Origin of the sequence: Dyadobacter diqingensis, assembly GCF_024220585.1 — a bacterium.
Lineage (GTDB): Bacteria > Bacteroidota > Bacteroidia > Cytophagales > Spirosomataceae > Dyadobacter > Dyadobacter diqingensis.
Map to the genome: position 1 here is coordinate 1 of NZ_JAMXKF010000002.1, position 15,435 is coordinate 15,435.

At 44.7% G+C, this 15,435-nt stretch carries 12 protein-coding genes and 1 pseudogene; 3 read left to right on the forward strand and 10 right to left on the reverse strand.

The features are described 5' to 3' along the window. Both mobC and cas5 read right to left on the reverse strand, forming a co-directional pair. Positions 1-1,718 (reverse strand): conjugal transfer protein MobC (gene mobC / locus M1L62_RS05765; protein WP_254412074.1); only part of this gene is annotated, 1,718 nt, incomplete at its 3' end. Positions 1,719-2,018: 300 nt separating this feature from the next. Continuing rightward, on the reverse strand, positions 2,019-2,951 hold the full coding sequence (gene cas5 / locus M1L62_RS05770) for a CRISPR-associated protein Cas5 (protein ID WP_254412075.1): 933 nt from the start codon (positions 2,949-2,951) through the stop codon (positions 2,019-2,021). A gap of 508 nt (positions 2,952-3,459) precedes the next feature. Here cas5 and M1L62_RS05775 point away from each other — a divergent pair. Continuing rightward, a complete protein-coding gene (locus M1L62_RS05775; protein ID WP_254412076.1) occupies positions 3,460-4,764 on the forward strand; it encodes an alpha/beta hydrolase family protein in 1,305 nt (434 codons plus the stop codon). Further along, entirely contained in the window at positions 4,761-6,833 is a 2,073-nt protein-coding gene (locus tag M1L62_RS05780) for a caspase family protein (protein ID WP_254412077.1), read from the forward strand. The genes M1L62_RS05775 and M1L62_RS05780 overlap by 4 nt, the downstream gene beginning before the upstream one ends. A 362-nt stretch (positions 6,834-7,195) precedes the next feature. On the opposite strand, the gene M1L62_RS05785 is transcribed toward M1L62_RS05780, so the two are convergent. The 5 genes and pseudogenes from M1L62_RS05785 to M1L62_RS05805 form a co-directional block, all read right to left on the reverse strand. Next, the gene (locus M1L62_RS05785) at positions 7,196-8,338 is read right to left on the reverse strand and encodes a CHAT domain-containing protein (RefSeq protein WP_254412078.1); all 1,143 of its coding nucleotides are present in this window, start codon (positions 8,336-8,338) and stop codon (positions 7,196-7,198) included. A gap of 481 nt (positions 8,339-8,819) precedes the next feature. Next, a pseudogene (locus M1L62_RS05790) lies at positions 8,820-9,389 on the reverse strand (S1 RNA-binding domain-containing protein); the annotation flags it as partial. 24 nt (positions 9,390-9,413) lie between these two features. Further along, positions 9,414-10,694: a relaxase/mobilization nuclease domain-containing protein gene (locus M1L62_RS05795; RefSeq protein WP_254412079.1), complete on the reverse strand. Its 1,281-nt coding sequence runs from the start codon at positions 10,692-10,694 to the stop codon at positions 9,414-9,416. Then, complete coding sequence (locus M1L62_RS05800) at positions 10,688-11,068, reverse strand: plasmid mobilization protein (protein ID WP_254412080.1); 381 nt, start codon at positions 11,066-11,068, stop codon at positions 10,688-10,690. Before M1L62_RS05800 ends, M1L62_RS05795 begins: the two co-directional genes overlap by 7 nt. Positions 11,069-11,835: 767 nt before the next feature. Continuing rightward, the gene (locus tag M1L62_RS05805; protein WP_254412081.1) at positions 11,836-12,363 is read right to left on the reverse strand and encodes a hypothetical protein; all 528 of its coding nucleotides are present in this window, start codon (positions 12,361-12,363) and stop codon (positions 11,836-11,838) included. Between the two features lie 575 nt (positions 12,364-12,938). Here M1L62_RS05805 and M1L62_RS05810 point away from each other — a divergent pair. Next, positions 12,939-13,223 carry a hypothetical protein gene (locus M1L62_RS05810; protein WP_254412082.1) on the forward strand — a complete coding sequence of 95 codons (285 nt, stop codon included), beginning with the start codon at positions 12,939-12,941 and terminating at the stop codon, positions 13,221-13,223. A gap of 245 nt (positions 13,224-13,468) precedes the next feature. Here M1L62_RS05810 and M1L62_RS05815 read toward each other — a convergent pair whose 3' ends face one another. The 3 genes from M1L62_RS05815 to M1L62_RS05825 form a co-directional block, all read right to left on the reverse strand. After that, complete coding sequence (locus tag M1L62_RS05815; protein WP_254412083.1) at positions 13,469-13,708, reverse strand: hypothetical protein; 240 nt, start codon at positions 13,706-13,708, stop codon at positions 13,469-13,471. A gap of 65 nt (positions 13,709-13,773) precedes the next feature. After that, a complete protein-coding gene (locus M1L62_RS05820; RefSeq protein WP_254412084.1) occupies positions 13,774-14,832 on the reverse strand; it encodes a DUF932 domain-containing protein in 1,059 nt (352 codons plus the stop codon). 35 nt (positions 14,833-14,867) lie between these two features. Beyond that, positions 14,868-15,239 carry a single-stranded DNA-binding protein gene (locus M1L62_RS05825; RefSeq protein WP_254412085.1) on the reverse strand — a complete coding sequence of 124 codons (372 nt, stop codon included), beginning with the start codon at positions 15,237-15,239 and terminating at the stop codon, positions 14,868-14,870. Positions 15,240-15,435 lie beyond the last annotated feature (196 nt).

A 15,435-nucleotide genomic window follows, 5' to 3' on the forward strand; every position in this document is an offset into this window, starting at 1 on the left:
GAGCTCAAAGAAGCAATTTTAGAAGCAGGAACTGCCATATCCAGCTGTTTGGAGAGGCTGATGGAGGTATCACTCCGATTGATCGAGTAGCTGGTTCGATCCTGCATGATCTTCCCAAAACGCTCGGATAACTGCTTCGCCGTATCTCCCGTCACCTGCCCTGATATAATGTTTCCGGTGATGCTGGCAATCACATCAGCCAGCTCTTTTCCGTAGTCCTTACGAAGTTGTGAAAAATCCTGAATGCCCAGCGTTGTGGCTACTTTATTGGATCTTGCCGTCGCGATCAGACTGTCAATGCCACTTAGATAAATGGTCGGAAGCTCATCAAAAATCAGACTGCTTTTAAGCTTTCCTTTCATATTGACAATCTTCACCAGCCGGTTTACATACAGTGAAAGCACGGCGCCATAGACTTGAATTTTCTGCGGGTTGTTTCCCATGCAGACAATCTTAGGTGCATCAGGATTGTTTACATCCAATGTAAAATCACTGCCTGATAAAACGTAATAAAGCTGCGGTGAAGACAGTCTTGCCAGCGCAATTTTTGCTGATGCGATCTGCCCTTCAAGCTGCTCCATGGCATCATTTAAATAGGCGGTTATAAAAGGGTTAATTAGCACCTCAATCTCTTTTTCAGATCGCAGCAGCGTAAAAAGTTTATCGTAATCCAGCTGCATCAGCTCAATCACATGCGGCAGTGTGCAGAATGCGCCATCGTGGTATTTACGCAAAAACCAGATCACCGCCGTCAGAAAATTAATTGGTGATTCCACAAAAAAATCACCTTGTTTTTTGATCCACTCCCGGTTCAGCCCCAAAAGGATCGTGCGGGCGGACTCTGCCGCATCGGTAATGTCAAGCATGCTGGCAGCATCAAGCGGATTACAGCGATGAGAACGGCTCAAATCATCAAAATTAATCGCGTAAAACCGGGGTTCAACCTTGTATTTACCTTTACACTTTAACCAGGCGTTGTAGGCAATGATCGAAAGATCATCAAATTTAAAATCATAAATGAAGGCTGAAAAACCTTTTTCAATATGCTGATTAATAAAGTGCCGGATCACAAAGTAAGACTTACCCGAGCCCGGCGAGCCTACCACGAGCGTGCCCCGGAACGGATTGATGATGTTGATATGGCTGTCATGATACTTGTCTTTGAGCCGGTAGCGGGCAGGTAGATTAACCGAGTATTCATTCACTAAGAGCCGCTGCTCCTGTGGAAATGTCTCATTCTGCTCATTGAAAATATCGTTGCTGTTTATCTTTAAATAGATCACCCGCGAAAGTAGCGTGCCACCCGAAATGATCAGAACAAAACCAACACAAACAGCCCCCATATAAAGTGTTGCCAGTATACCTACGGTCAGGCCCGCCTTTAAAATAAAGCAGCTTAAAAAGTAAGCAGCCAGCCCAAAGCCCAAGTAGATCAGGCTACTGCGGACAGAAAGACTCTCTTTCTTTTTTCCATTTACACCCATCAGTGAAAGCGTCAGAAAACATAGCGCGATGAGTTTAGCCTTATTAAAATCTGAGAAAAGTCCGGTCTTAATAATGTTGTCAAGGAGCCTGTCGCTAAAAGCGCTCACCAGCTTCCAGCCCGCGAAAGCCGCGTAGCACTGGTAATAAAAATGAAGTATCAAAACCGCGATCGCGACCATGCGGCTCATGTCCAGGATCTTTCCAAGAGCCTGCTGATTTTCGGAAGTTTGCATGTTAGTAACCTTTAAAGTGTTATCAATTGGTTTTTCTTCGCTTTCTTTTGCGCGTCTTTTTAAGCTGCCAGGGAACCGGCTGCCCACCGGTTTCAGCGGAAAATAAATCCCTAATAAGGCTGTCCGGNAAAGGCTGCGATCCCATAGCTACAATGTAGAATCATTGCCATACCAAATCGGATAATGCCAATTTACACAAGAAGCCCAATCGTTAAGCGCAGTAGCGAATATTTTTACTACGGATGATGAGCTATACCGATGAGCACAGTTCTATTACTCCGACTTAATTCGAGAATAATCCTAATGGAGCTGTACATAACACTTCTTATCTGGAAGAAAATATAAACCGTCAAGACCATTTCCCGATTTTAGTATAAAATTAGAGAGAACGAAATCACGCAATTCATATTGAAATAAGACTAAATTGAAGCCAACGGGTAGAGTTTCAAAATAAGTGTAGGATTCAAAGGTGAAGACAATTTCAAACAGATTAAAATTATTACCTAGGTTTTGCTCCTCAGCACCATCAGGTATACAAACTTTAGGCTTATTAATTAATGTAACTACTTGGTATTTGCCAAAGTTGGCCTGGGCCACTTCAAAAACATATTCTTGGAAAGTAGATTCTCCATAGTCATCCAGCCACCAAGCCTGAAATTCATTTTTACCTAAATATGGAATATATTCTGCTTTGCCATCTCTAAGATTTTCAAAAAGTCGCTCGTGATCTTCGCAAGACATATCAAGCAACAAATAACATCTATAGGCAGGTTTTATTAACATACACTCTCCCAGAAGCAAGTTCCCGTCTGTATTGGCGTAACCAATTGTATTGATATATTCAACCGTTGTTTTCTGAAAACTACCTCGGTCATGGGACTTTTTAAGCGGCTCAACGCCTATTGGCAGATCTTTTAGACGTAGATAATACTCAGGTAACTCTCCGTTTCTTTCATAACCTTTTAGTCCGATGATTGCACCTAGAATTCCCAAAAGTGCTGGCTTATGAAGCATGTTATACGAGAATAAAACTCCGTCATTGTAATCAGGCTTTTTAAAAAAAGCAAAGTCTCCACGTAAATCGAACGAAACCAGTTTTTTGTTATTCGCCATATTTAATTCAAATTTCTTAACGATAAAACACATTATAATTTTTGTATCTTCTTCATCATAAAATAGTTTTATTTTCGCGATGGAAATCGCGAAAGCCGAACGGTTAAGGATAGCGGACACGTCCCTAACTATGAACATATATAGATCACTATTTTCAATTGGCATCTAGTAGCGCAGAATCGGCAGCAGAAAACTATTTGCTAATTGCTTCACAATATAATATTTTTAGTAGATACTATCCGGGATAAGTAATCAGCAAATCCTGCTTTTAGCAGAAACTAAATAGATAACTTATGATATCCTAACTATTTCCAGTACAATAACTGCCCTATTCATAACTCACAAAACAGACGATTTGAGCGGTTGATTCGGACATTTGAAAAAATCAATTCGTCCTCGCTTGTTTTAGTCTGAAAATCTTTTTTTTCATCTCCTCTATTTTTGATATGTATTATTTTTCATAGATTGCATATCACATAACTATCTGAACATCAGAAGAAATTAAGAACAAAAGAACTGGTAACGAATATCGGTTCCAGTCCCGTGGTCTGCTGAGATTGACTGCATACCAGATAGTTTGAAATCACCTGTGCTTTTGTGAATCAGTAAACCCATAATCTTTACCTACATGCCGATCGTATACATTCACGGCGTCGCAAACCGCGACCCTGACGATTTTACAGCGCTCGAAACAATGCTTCAGCGATATATTGCTGATGAGCTGAAAAATCCGCAAACAGACGAAGAAATAAATATACTGAAAGTATATTGGGGAGATCTGGGTGCCAGTTTCGCCTGGGATTTCAGTTCATGCTTGCAAGCAATTTCTCTAAGACTGATGGGTGCTGCCACAGATGTGTCATCGATCGACCGTGCAAAGCTGATGGCAGAACTGGATGAATCCGTCGGGGACCTACCTTCTACAGACGAAGCTTCTTCCCCTTCCGATCTTTTCAGCTCAGGTTTAATTACCACTGGTTTTGCCCCACCTGCGGCTTCGCAGACAATCCGGTTAAAAGATCTGAGTACAGACGAACTGAGCGATCTGGCAATAGCTGTTATTATTAGCAACAAAAGAAATACCTGGCAACAGACACTGGCAGTTATTGCTGCAGATGACGTTGCCACTGAACCTAAAACCTTCACGTTGCTTGCCGCTCAGGATAGCGTTCAGGACGAGCTTGAGGTATTGCTCAATCTGATTGAAAAACGATATACTGAACTCGAAGTGCAGAGAACCGATCTTATAGAGGCCGGCCCAGGCTGGCTGGGGGATCTCAAAGACCGTTTCAATGAAGCAATGGAGCGTGGGGATCAGGCTACAGGTTATGCACTCACGCGTGTGCTAAACAGATTCCGTCCCGAGCTCAATAAAGCAGTGATCATATTTTTTGGTGATGTGTTTGCCTATCTGACCCACCGTGGTACGATTCAAAAACCCGATGCAATCACAGAACGACTTTTGGTTCAGCTAGAAAAAGCCCATAAGATCAAAATGGAACGCAACGGCGAGCCGATTGTTTTATTGAGTCACAGCATGGGTGGGCAGATCGCATACGACACACTGACTTATTTTCTCCCTCAAATGGAACAATACAAGCACATAAAGGTTGACTTTTGGTGCGCCACGGCCTCCCAAGTAGGCGTGTTTGAAGAGATGAAGCTTTTTGCAGTCAGTGATCCACAAATCAATCTTGCCAGCGATCAGAAGGTTCCTCTCCCCTCCCAAAATCAACTTGGATACTGGTGGAATGTTTGGGACCCAAACGATTATCTGAGCTATACTGCTAACCCGATTTTTGAAAATATTGACGACGAATCCTATAACAGCGGAACATCACTGATACAGGCGCATAGCGGCTATCTGCAACGCCCAAGCTTTTACCGAAAATTCGCCGAAAAACTTAGGAATAAACTTCCAGCACGCCCATGATATTAAACTCTGACACACCAGGCCTGTGGACAAACCCGAATTGGGAGCCGGGTACACCCGGAACTTTTGCGTTGCTTATTGGCGTAAGTCGGTATGACCACCTGGCAGGCGGCAATGGCCCTCTGGCGGATAAGAATTACGGACTGGGACAGCTGGCCGTTTCCGCCTGGACAACTTATGCGCTCTTTGAGTGGCTGAGAACCAGCTACGTATTCGACGGAGCGCCGCTAGCACAGTGTTGGCTGCTTCTTTCTCCAACCGCAGAAGAAAAAGACAAAATCAAAGCAGCGATAGATATAAACGGCGGGCCTGACGTTCTGGACAGTAATCAGCAGGGCACGTATTCTCAAATCGAAGAGGCTGTCTCTTTTTGGAATAGTACTATGGCAAAACTGCCAAAAACAGCTGCTAAGCAAAGCAGATCATTCTTCTTTTTTAGCGGACACGGCCTTGAAATTCATCTTCGTGAACAAATTCTGCTCCCCAGCGACTACTTAAGACTACCAGGGACTTACGACCGGGCTTTAAATATCCGCAGGCTGAGTGATGCCATGGCCAGACTCCCTGTCTGCGATCAATTTTTCTTTGTTGATGCGTGCCGAAACACCCATCCAGACCTAGCCAAACTCGAAATAAGGGGAAATGGAATTCTAACAATTGCGGGAACTGACATCATCAACCCTGCCTGTAATTCAGCAATTCTTTATGCGACAGCGACCGGTATGCCCGCGCATCAGTATGGCAGTCCCGGAAGAGGATACTCATTGTTTGGACAGGCTCTTCTGGACGGTCTTCAGTCCCAGGCTGGGTTTATACCTTCCTGTAGCCCCGAATTTTGTTCGGTGCAACTAAGCATATTACACCGGTTTCTCAGAGAACGCTATAATCAACTGCTGGTAGCGGCGGTGAAACAACCCGTCGAACAGTATATCAAGCTGGGAAGCGAACCGCTGAATCTTGACTCGATTATCACCATAGTGCCCACTCCGATCGGTAATGGCCAGATGCGAGGCGAAACAGATAAACCGAAAGGTCAGCCTCTGCATCATTTCTCTGACACTTTCGAATTGGGTACCCATAAAGAAAGTCACCGACAAAATCCCAATTTTGTAGTGAACCGCCATATCCGTCACCAGGCCGGTGAAAGCCAAAAGCTGGAAAAATTCTATGTTGCAAATTTAGAGGAATTAGTGGGAGCGAGCTCAGTTGCCGCTTTCTGGCATGGAACTAAACTTTATCCCCTAAATGCACAGCAAGAGATTGACAAAAGCGCGCTCTCATTACTCAAAGTCGAAAGGTCAGCAATGTCAAAAGTCTCAATGGCCTACCGTCTGACCTTTTCTGTTCACTTACCTTATGGTTGTTACTGGATCAGGTTTACCGACGAAACATCGGATTTCTGGGCCTCCTTAACGGCCAGTTTCAATCCACAAGAAGAGGTCCCATTTTATCGCCTCGAATTTTCTATAGATTCACATCATCACATTACGAATCTGAAGATCAATCTTGCCAATGAGGGCGAGGGAAAACTGGCGCGCGTTGCAAGACTATGGGAAAAATACCTGAATGCCGATGTGCTGGCGGCTGCCAAAATGATCGATATGAAATTCTTTCACAAGACGTTAAAGGACAAATCAGAATCTCCCCTTGCTGCTGTAATTGCGGCCACCGTGCTTTTGAAAGCACGCCGGTTCGATCTGGCAAAAGGAGATTGGCTGACTAATCTGGCAAACTGGTTTCCCAATATTGCCGACGGACCTATACTACGTAATCAATGGCTTTCACAGCAAAAACCAAACATGGACCGTCAAAACGAGATGATCTTCAATTTAACAGAATTGCTTTATCGTGGTTTACCCAGTACGTCAGAGGCATTTAGTCTAGCCGTCCTTCAGGTCGACCGGCTTTTAGAATCTGGCGCGCTCAAATCGTCCCATAAAACGGATAAACTAAGAGAGGTCGCCTCACTACTGCATGAGTCGTTACCTTATTTTAGCTCCGGGGGGTTATTAACCGTTTTTTCTGGCCCTAAAGGGGAGTCCTGGTCAGCAAAATTCGGAAACCGGTAATTGATATCACTTACTTACGGCTCAAAACTGATCAATACTGCTCATGTTGTCTATGAATTGAATTCATTTCATAGAGTCTGCATATTCTCAAAAGGCCCTTTACTTCTGGCACTTTGCTGACAGGGTTTTAAAAGATGTTAAGAAAACGGCCGCTCGACGGACTCAATTAGTGGGAACGACAATATTAGCTCACTGAATTTTTCTGACTTTTTCTATCGGCGAGTGAATGCAAAAATCTTTCTGATCAATGGTACAAACAAGTACTGAGAACAGATTGGACCTGTTGGTTAAACCATTCTTAATCAAGGTGGATGCGCTATTACTAAACTATCAGGGACACTATTTCCGTCGCCGCCGAAAATTCAGTTATCATTAATTTTTTTAAGCGAAATACCTGCCCTTCCGTAGAGCGCGTAGAGGTGTGTATCCATAATACCTTTTTTTGCAAACTCCTTTCTGACTTCCAGGATGCTGGCTCCGACAGTTTTCCCTGCCAGAAATTTCGAATACAATTGCCCGGAAAAATCTGCAGCCAGATCATCATCGATTTCCGATAGCGTACCGATAACTCCGATTGCACCATATTCCTGAAACTTTGACGCCAGTGAGAATGACGATTGAGCGTCTAAAATACCGCTTTCGCAAGTGTTGAAGAATATCAGGGAAGACGACTTTATTTCAAAATCCTCGAAATCAAGATCCAGTATTGTAACGTTGAAATTTTTGTAAAGATTAAAGAAAGAGTCAAAGCCATCGTATTTCGTATGACAGGCGAAATGGATAACATGGTAGTCTTTTCCAATGAAATCCAGAAAAATCCTGAATCCCTCGTCAAACTTATCCTCCTCGAGATCTCTGATTTTATGGAGTACTATTTTTTTCCTATCATGCATCTGATTGAAAAAAGGAATTTCTATCGTACTAACGCCGTTTAATTCCTTATTGGGCAGCAAAGCAAGTTTGGGTCGATTCGAAAACTTGATTGTCTCAGCCATCAGTAATCCATTTCTTACCGGACCAGATTGTTTTTTGACCGGCTTTTCAATACGGGAAATGATATGCCTGCTTCCCAAAAAATCCTCAACCGACACTTCCTTCTCAGTTGGATACCTGGTGTAAAGAAGCTCCCACGGCATGAAAAACTCATCCGCAACAAAACTGACTGATTTTACCGAACCCTCTTCATTGAGGATATCCAGAACGGACTTCAGAAGTTCCTTGTCTGGGAACAATTTCGTAAGAATTGCGTAACCATATCTGGCAACCTGGTAAAGATTCCGATCGATGTTTTCTCCGATCAGAGTCTTTATTGATGACAGAAGTTTGGACCGCAGCTCTTCAAAGTCGCCGAATTTCCCCTCAGCAATACAACTTTTCGGTTTACTCCATTTTTTATGTTTTACGTAAACATGATATTGGACTGCATTATGTCTTCTAATATGGATTGTTAAATCTACCGGCAAAATATCCTCTACTGGAGGTAAAGAAGCTACAAAATATTTCAAGATTCAGGGAGAGTTAATTCTAAATTTATTGAACAGTAATATCAATGGTAATTTCATTTAGCCATTGATTTTGGTAGTAGTAGTCTAATTTTAGCTCAAAATTCCCAGTAGAAAGTGGGACAAGTTCAAAAACGTTTTTTGGATGTTCTTTTTTTGATTCTCTCAGATTAAAATTAACTCTCGCAGTTTTTTCGAATTGTTCGTTTCCAATTATATCAAAGTCCGACGGTGCATACAACACAATTTCAAATGCATAGTCATTAACAATATCCTGTGGCGGCCTGTTAAGATCTGGCTCAACACCGACCGAGATTTCAAACTTTTTATATAAAGTTTGGAGCTGGCTTTCTATACTTGCCGTAGCCTTGTATTCGGGAAATACTTCCGTATTTTCATCTGTATGCGTTTTACCTTCCTCAGAACCCGGAGTGCTCTCACGCTCATATTCCCGCAAGTACGCTGAATCTCGTCTTGCCACAGCCTTTTCCTTTCTTTCGGTATGTTCAAATTGTTCTTTTAAAGCAGACAACACACTCAGATCACCAAATGTAGATTTCTCTCCTTCTTTGGCAGCGCTTTCTGTGTTACCAGCTGAGCTTTTAGCCTGAGTTGCAGCAGGTTTAGCAGCTTTTTCTTCTTTCTTGTCTTCAGTAGGAGCAGAAGGCTTCACTTTTGAATGTGTAAGAACGATTTTCTTTTCGTCTTTCAGGAATTCCAATACTGTGAAGTCAAGGCTTTCTCCAACCTCAGCAACTGAACCATCTTCTTTCGTAAGGTTTTTCACTGCTGAAATTCCTTCGATTCCGTATGGCAATTCCAAAGTTGCGAATTTGTCTCCTTTTGCAACGATTGTGCTACGGTGTACTGATCCGATAGCGAAGATCGTTTCGAAAGTATCCCATGGGTTTTCTTCAAGTTGTTTGTGACCTAGCGCCAAACGACGGTTTTCAGCGTCAAGCTCAAGAACAACAACTTCAAGTTCGTCATTTACCTTAACGAAGTCCGAAGGATGTTTGATTTTCTTAGTCCATGACAAGTCAGAAACGTGTACANGTTAGTAACCTTTAAAGTGTTATCAATTGGTTTTTCTTCGCTTTCTTTTGCGCGTCTTTTTAAGCTGCCAGGGAACCGGCTGCCCACCGGTTTCAGCGGAAAATAAATCCCTAATAAGGCTGTCCGGGCTAGCCGTGAATCCATAATTCGGCGAAGTGGTAAAGACTATAAATTCTTCTTTTTTTGCTGGCTGCTGCCCTGTCTCTTTGGCCTTCTCCGTCTGTTTTTGCCAGGCAACAACGGGCGATTCCACCGGATCTGCACAGCGCTCAAGAACCCCTTTTGCGCTGTAAGCCTTTCCCAGTGCGCTGCCATTAAAAACGCATCTGGTCTTTTGATCCACGTAGGTAAGCCCGTAGATATCCCCTTGCCCGCTGGTCCGAAGCACCATCCACACGCCCTGTTTTTCAAGCGCTCCCCGTAGGCTTTGCAGCGAATGGCACCGGTTTAAAAGCGCTAAATCGATCAGATTTTTGACCCTCGCCTTGTGCTTTATTCTCTCGGTCTCATTGGATGCAAAGCGTAAGCTCAGTGCTTTTAGCGTGGGTCTAAAATGAAAATCACTGGCTTTAATGGGCACGCCGGTCTTATTGCCTCTCGCGTCAAGAAGCCGGAAGACAAGGCCTTTGTTTTGAAAGATTCGCGATCCTTCCCTGCCCCCATCGACCCCTACATTATACTGACTGAGCACCGCGTTCAGCTCGGCAACAGAGCAGTATTTATACTGAACCAGCACACCTTGCAGCACGCTCGCAATTGCTTTTTTTGTTTGCGATTTTCCATACTGCGCCACCGTAACATCCGCTGCCCTGAGCTCGTATGCGACTGTTTTTTGATCCTGGGCGCGGATGAGCCCGAACTCAGCTTCAAGCTCCTTTCTGGCTCTTTCGGACTGGTTTCTTCCAAGGTTATGAAGCCGGATCGCGCTGCCATCAGCCTTTATCGTTGTCGTGATCAAGTGCACATGCGGGTGGCCGCTGTCCCGATGCTCATAAAGCAGATAAGGCTGCTTTGCAAACCCGATTTTTGCCAGGTAACTGCCTGCAATTGCTTTGAGCTGCTGGCGCGAAAGTTTTTCGTCGGGCGAAAAATTAAGCGAGACGTGCAGCGTATTTACCTTTACCTGTGTGTTCAGGGCGCTACGCGCAGCCAGCCTTGAAAGCTTGCTCTGAAAGTTTAGCTGCTGCGGGCTTTGAAGGTAAAAACCAGCATCCAGAAAGTCTGCTACACCTTCTTTGACCTTCCGCTCATTATAGTTTAGCGCTGAGCGCAGCGAGCTGCCAGCATGAATAACCGCTACCATTTTGCAGCCGCGTTACTGATGAATTCATTAATCTTTTCAACCTGTTTTACAAGTGCTCTTCTCTCGAGCTCATAGCTGATCAGCCAGTGCTCAAACTCTTTTATTTTACTGAGCGTGTGAAGCTTTTTAACGGCCTGGTTGAAGTTATTTCCAACCGCAGATAGCTCTGCTTTCAACTGGGCAAGCTCCTCTGTCAATCCGTCAAGCGAGCTGTTACGGTAGGTACCTACCAGCAGCTGCCCCAAAAGTTTACGCCTTGTAAAATCGCTGAGCTTGCGGCAGGTGGTCGCCTTAAACTGCAGTTGAATCTTATCGAATTCATCTTGGTTTAGCCGCACGTGCAGCCACTTGTCTTTTTTGCTTTCCTTTTTCATCTCCTCTTTCCTTTTCACATTTAAAGCAATCCTTCATTTAATTAGTCTCCCGCTCACGAGTTCCGAGTGATGAGCGGACCGGGCTCTGAGGCCCGGCCAGATCCCAAGGGGCATCATTTTGGCATGAAGCGCCAAAAATGTGATACTTGGGTACATCTGGCCAACCACGGCAAGGCAGGTGGTTTCAGCTTTCCTTAGGGCAAACTCACTCAAGCGTTTCCCAGAAGAACACGGCCATTTGCAGCAGACTTAATCCTTCTTTGCGGTGATACAAATGTAAGCGGCGGGCTGTAAAGAACCTTGACCCTTTCAGATTCTAAATGGGTAGAAAATAGGGTTCAACCTTGAAAAAAGGTTCCCTGACCTTGAAAAATGCTTAGGTAAAAAGGTGTAGGCCTGAAACTTTACTGGTATACAGCAGCCTTGCAATAGATAGAAAACAAAGGTGCCCGTGTCAGTCAAATTTAAAGCACAGCTTGATGGCCATACTGCCGACAAGTACACGGACAGTAGTAAGCAAAAAATAACGAATGCCGCACCTGGTAGAAAGCACCCACTTTCGGAGTATCTACAGAAAAGAAAAGACTGCATCCAAAATGCGCCTTAGCAAATTGGTCAGTCATAGTTTCCGTGTCACCGTGGTAAAGGACTTCGGTTTCTGATTCAGTTTTTAAGGGGTCTCAAATCTGTTACCTTCTTAGCTAACTACATTGCTAAAACAGTCCCCCCTGCCAGCTGCGGCACCTTTCAAAGACAGCCACCTGGACTTAGCTGTTTGAGCCGTTACTTTGCGTTGTTGTATAAACCCACTTACCTAGTTTTAAAGCGAATGCGGGCAGCTGCGCTTTAAGAAAATAAAGATCGTATATCAGATAGGATAAGACAGTTGCCCCGCCCATCGGCGGAGCACCCTTGTAAAGCGCTGTCATGGCAGGGTTTGCAGCGCCGGGCTGAGAGAAGAATAGAAAGTGATTCTGAAGCTGAAAAATCAGCAGCAGAAAAAAATGAGCTGTAAGAAGAAGAATTACGGCAGCCACAACTAAATGCGCCAGCCCCTGCAAATAGTTCTGTCCCAGTATTTTTATCAGGTAAGAACCCAGATAATAGGCAGGTATACACATGCCATAAAAAAGCAGCGGCGAGCCTTTGAAATGATAATCAACCGGCGACTGAACACTCACGTTCACAGCCAGAAACATTGCCCAGAAAACAAGGTGTCTTGCCAAACGGTAAAACAAATGGTCTGAAAATACAAATTTGTAGCCGGTACTATTTTGCTGGTCAGCTGGAATCATTGCTTTTTCTTTAAATGATCAAATAGTAAACATTCAGTCACAAAATACAAAAAAATACAATCCACTATGTATGAGACGATTAAATTTTATCGAAAATAATAAGCATATACACCTGGCAATCTGACCGTCGATCCCCCCTGGATTCAGCAAAAAAATAGAACTGTCGGTAGATCTCTCAAAAGGAAATGTGGATCCTGCTTCGGCCGACTTAGTATTTTAGTTCTGAGCACGCATTTTAACTATCTGAAAATCGCATGTCTATGAAAAAAGAGCAGATCACCCGATCTGCCTTTCAATAGGGGGAGAAATTCCAACGCATACTTCCGGCTTAAACCGCCGAAAACAAGCGAGATAAAAATGACTAAATTAGCCGCCTTTCGCGTATCAATAGCGTGTCTTGTGAACAAAGAGAAAGAAACCGACGGGTTTAAGAAATCAGCATCCGGAGTACTTTCTGATGCCTGGTATAAACAACGGATAGCACCACCCCACCCTTTCAGATTCTAAATGGGTGAAAAACATTTTCTCAGGCTAGTTTTGGCCCAATAAAAAACCATTTCAAACAGAAAGCTAAGATGGAAAAAACAATGCAAATGGCCCTGGTCTATGAGACGCTGTTATGCTCACCAGGCATGGCAGAAAATGTCAAGCTTGATATGCGCGTCTCGCGTAAAGCGCTGCTACTGCTTGCGGCGGCCCTTGAAAGTCAGCTAAAGGGCCAGGCAGGGGCCGCACCTGCTGTGACGGATTATTTTGGAAGTGAAACCGTGGAGGAGCTTGAAAAAATGGTCAGTGATATTCTTTTAAAATCAGAACTTTCCGGGCTTCACAGTAAACTTAAAACCCTTCAAATTGGCTGAGCGTATTAGGGCCAAAGGCACAGGCCTATGAAAGAATCTAAACGGTTATAGCCAGCAGTCAAAGGCCGCAATTTCAGTGCCCTTTAAAACCCGGGGAATTCCGCGCCGGGAAAACCCCGTCAAAAATGCCGCCCGCCGAAAGGGAAGCAAAAAAGGGTTTACTGTTTTTGCTCCCTTTCGGCGGTACCGATCTTGCCCCCCGTGCGGGGGGTGATTTTTTAACCTGCCCTGTAAGAACAGCACTTTCAACCGGCAAAAAGAAAGTATACAAACCCGCCCAGAATCATGACTGCTGAAGCCAGAAGAAAAAGCCTTTCAATCAGGCTGATCAGAAGCCCGTGCAGGTAGCTTTTAAAAAGCTGCCGGCCGGTAGGGCTTCTTCTGTTAAAACGCCGTTGCAAAATGATAAAACGGATCAGAGCGCCCAGACAGATCACGGCAAAGCTTATAAGCTGCTCTTTTGAAATTGGACCTAAAATGATCATAACAATAAAAATGAAGGTGGAGAAAATCACAGGGGAAAGTGCTCAGGCTTGCCCCTGTGGAAAAATTAGTTAAGCGGTAAGGCGCCCGTGGCAAAGAGCTCACAGTAATCAAAAGCACTCTGGCCGCGCAGCTGGGCGGTTCCGCCCAGATATAAAGATTTAACCTTGTCTTCTGCCGTTTTAAAGCTTCTCACATTCTGGTAGTAGCCAGTAACTGCGTTGTAGGCACCAAAGACGGTGCCGGCTGTGGTTTCAAGGTTTTGGCTGGGGCTGGTCAGCGCATACTCGTAGACATCTTCGACCGTATTTAAAAACTGGGAAGATAAAAGCTCAACGCTTCCGTCGCGAAGGTTTCCAAGCACCTCTTGATTCGGGGCCATCGCCATGGCGATCAGCTTTTTAAGCTCAGGGTCTGAGATGCGCACTTTTGCCCAGCGGTTAAATACCGCCTGCGACTGCTCACTGCTGCGGCTGGCAAGGCCCATGATGCTGTGCGCCTGGGCAAGCCGCTGCTGGGCTCCCGAGGTGTGGCGTATTCTGACTACCGAGGTTTTGCTGCTCAGGGCAGCATTCAGCGTATTCTGGCAAACGATTCTAACCGGGGTAAAGGCGGCTGTAATGCTACCTGAGCCATCGTGTGAATTGGTCAGAAAAATGTAGCGCTCAATCAGATCGTCTTTTCCAACGCGGATATGCCCGGGCATTTTAGCGGTTATAAAAATGCGCTCCCCTGCGCCGAGCGCCCCGGCAGTTTCGTAGCGTATACCTTCGGACTCAGCGATAGCATCAAAGAAAGTGAAAGCATCCTGATTCTGCACGATCTGGTAGTCTTTTCCTACCACCCCCAGCGGAGAAGCGGTGTCTGTGCGAACGCTGGCAAAATAATGCGGCACCTTGATCAGCGCACTGTCATAATCGTTACCGGTTTTATCTATACGCGCAGCATTATCGCCGATATAAAGCGGCATTTTTTCGACCTTATAATCAAGCCCTGCCTGCGCGATGGCTTCGCTGCTTGTCGGATGATCCTGCAGGATCTGCCCCAGCCCGTGCCAGGCCTTCTGCTGTACCGAGAAAAAACTGTGTTTAGCTGTACTACCGTTGAAATGAATGTTATGGCTCATGATTTTTAAGAATTTGAATGTGAAAGAAAGTTTGATTAGAAAGGAAGATCATCATCGTTTGCAGGAGCTGCATCCACGGCACCTTGAGAAGTGCCAGCGCCCGACTTCGCGTGCAGTTTAATACTGGAAACCCGGCAGGTAATCACCCCGACAGGCTCACCGGATTTACTAATAAAGGCCTCTACACCCAGCCGGCCGCTGAGCTGCACAAGTACACCTTTTAAAAGGCGGCCCGCTACGGCAGTACTCACCCAGTACGCACAGCGTACAAAGGTGGTTAGCTGAACGCCCTGCCCATCTTTGGGTTTATAGTAATCGTTGATTGCTACCGTAAAACTGACGACCTCTTTGCCGGATTTGGTTTTTGCGACGGTGGCATCGGATGTGATACGTGCTACAATTTCCATGATACTGAAAGATTAAAGTGAAAATGATTTTTACCTTTCTTTCTTTCAAGCCCGCTCCCAGAGAAAAAACATATTGTTTGACCCCAAAGAAAAAACAAGAAAAAAAGAAAGCAAGGGATCAGTGTCCCCCACCCCGGGCCAAAAGGGAAAGCGGAATAAGTCCCGAAGGGGGGCCGGCAGAAAAAAAAGAAATAAA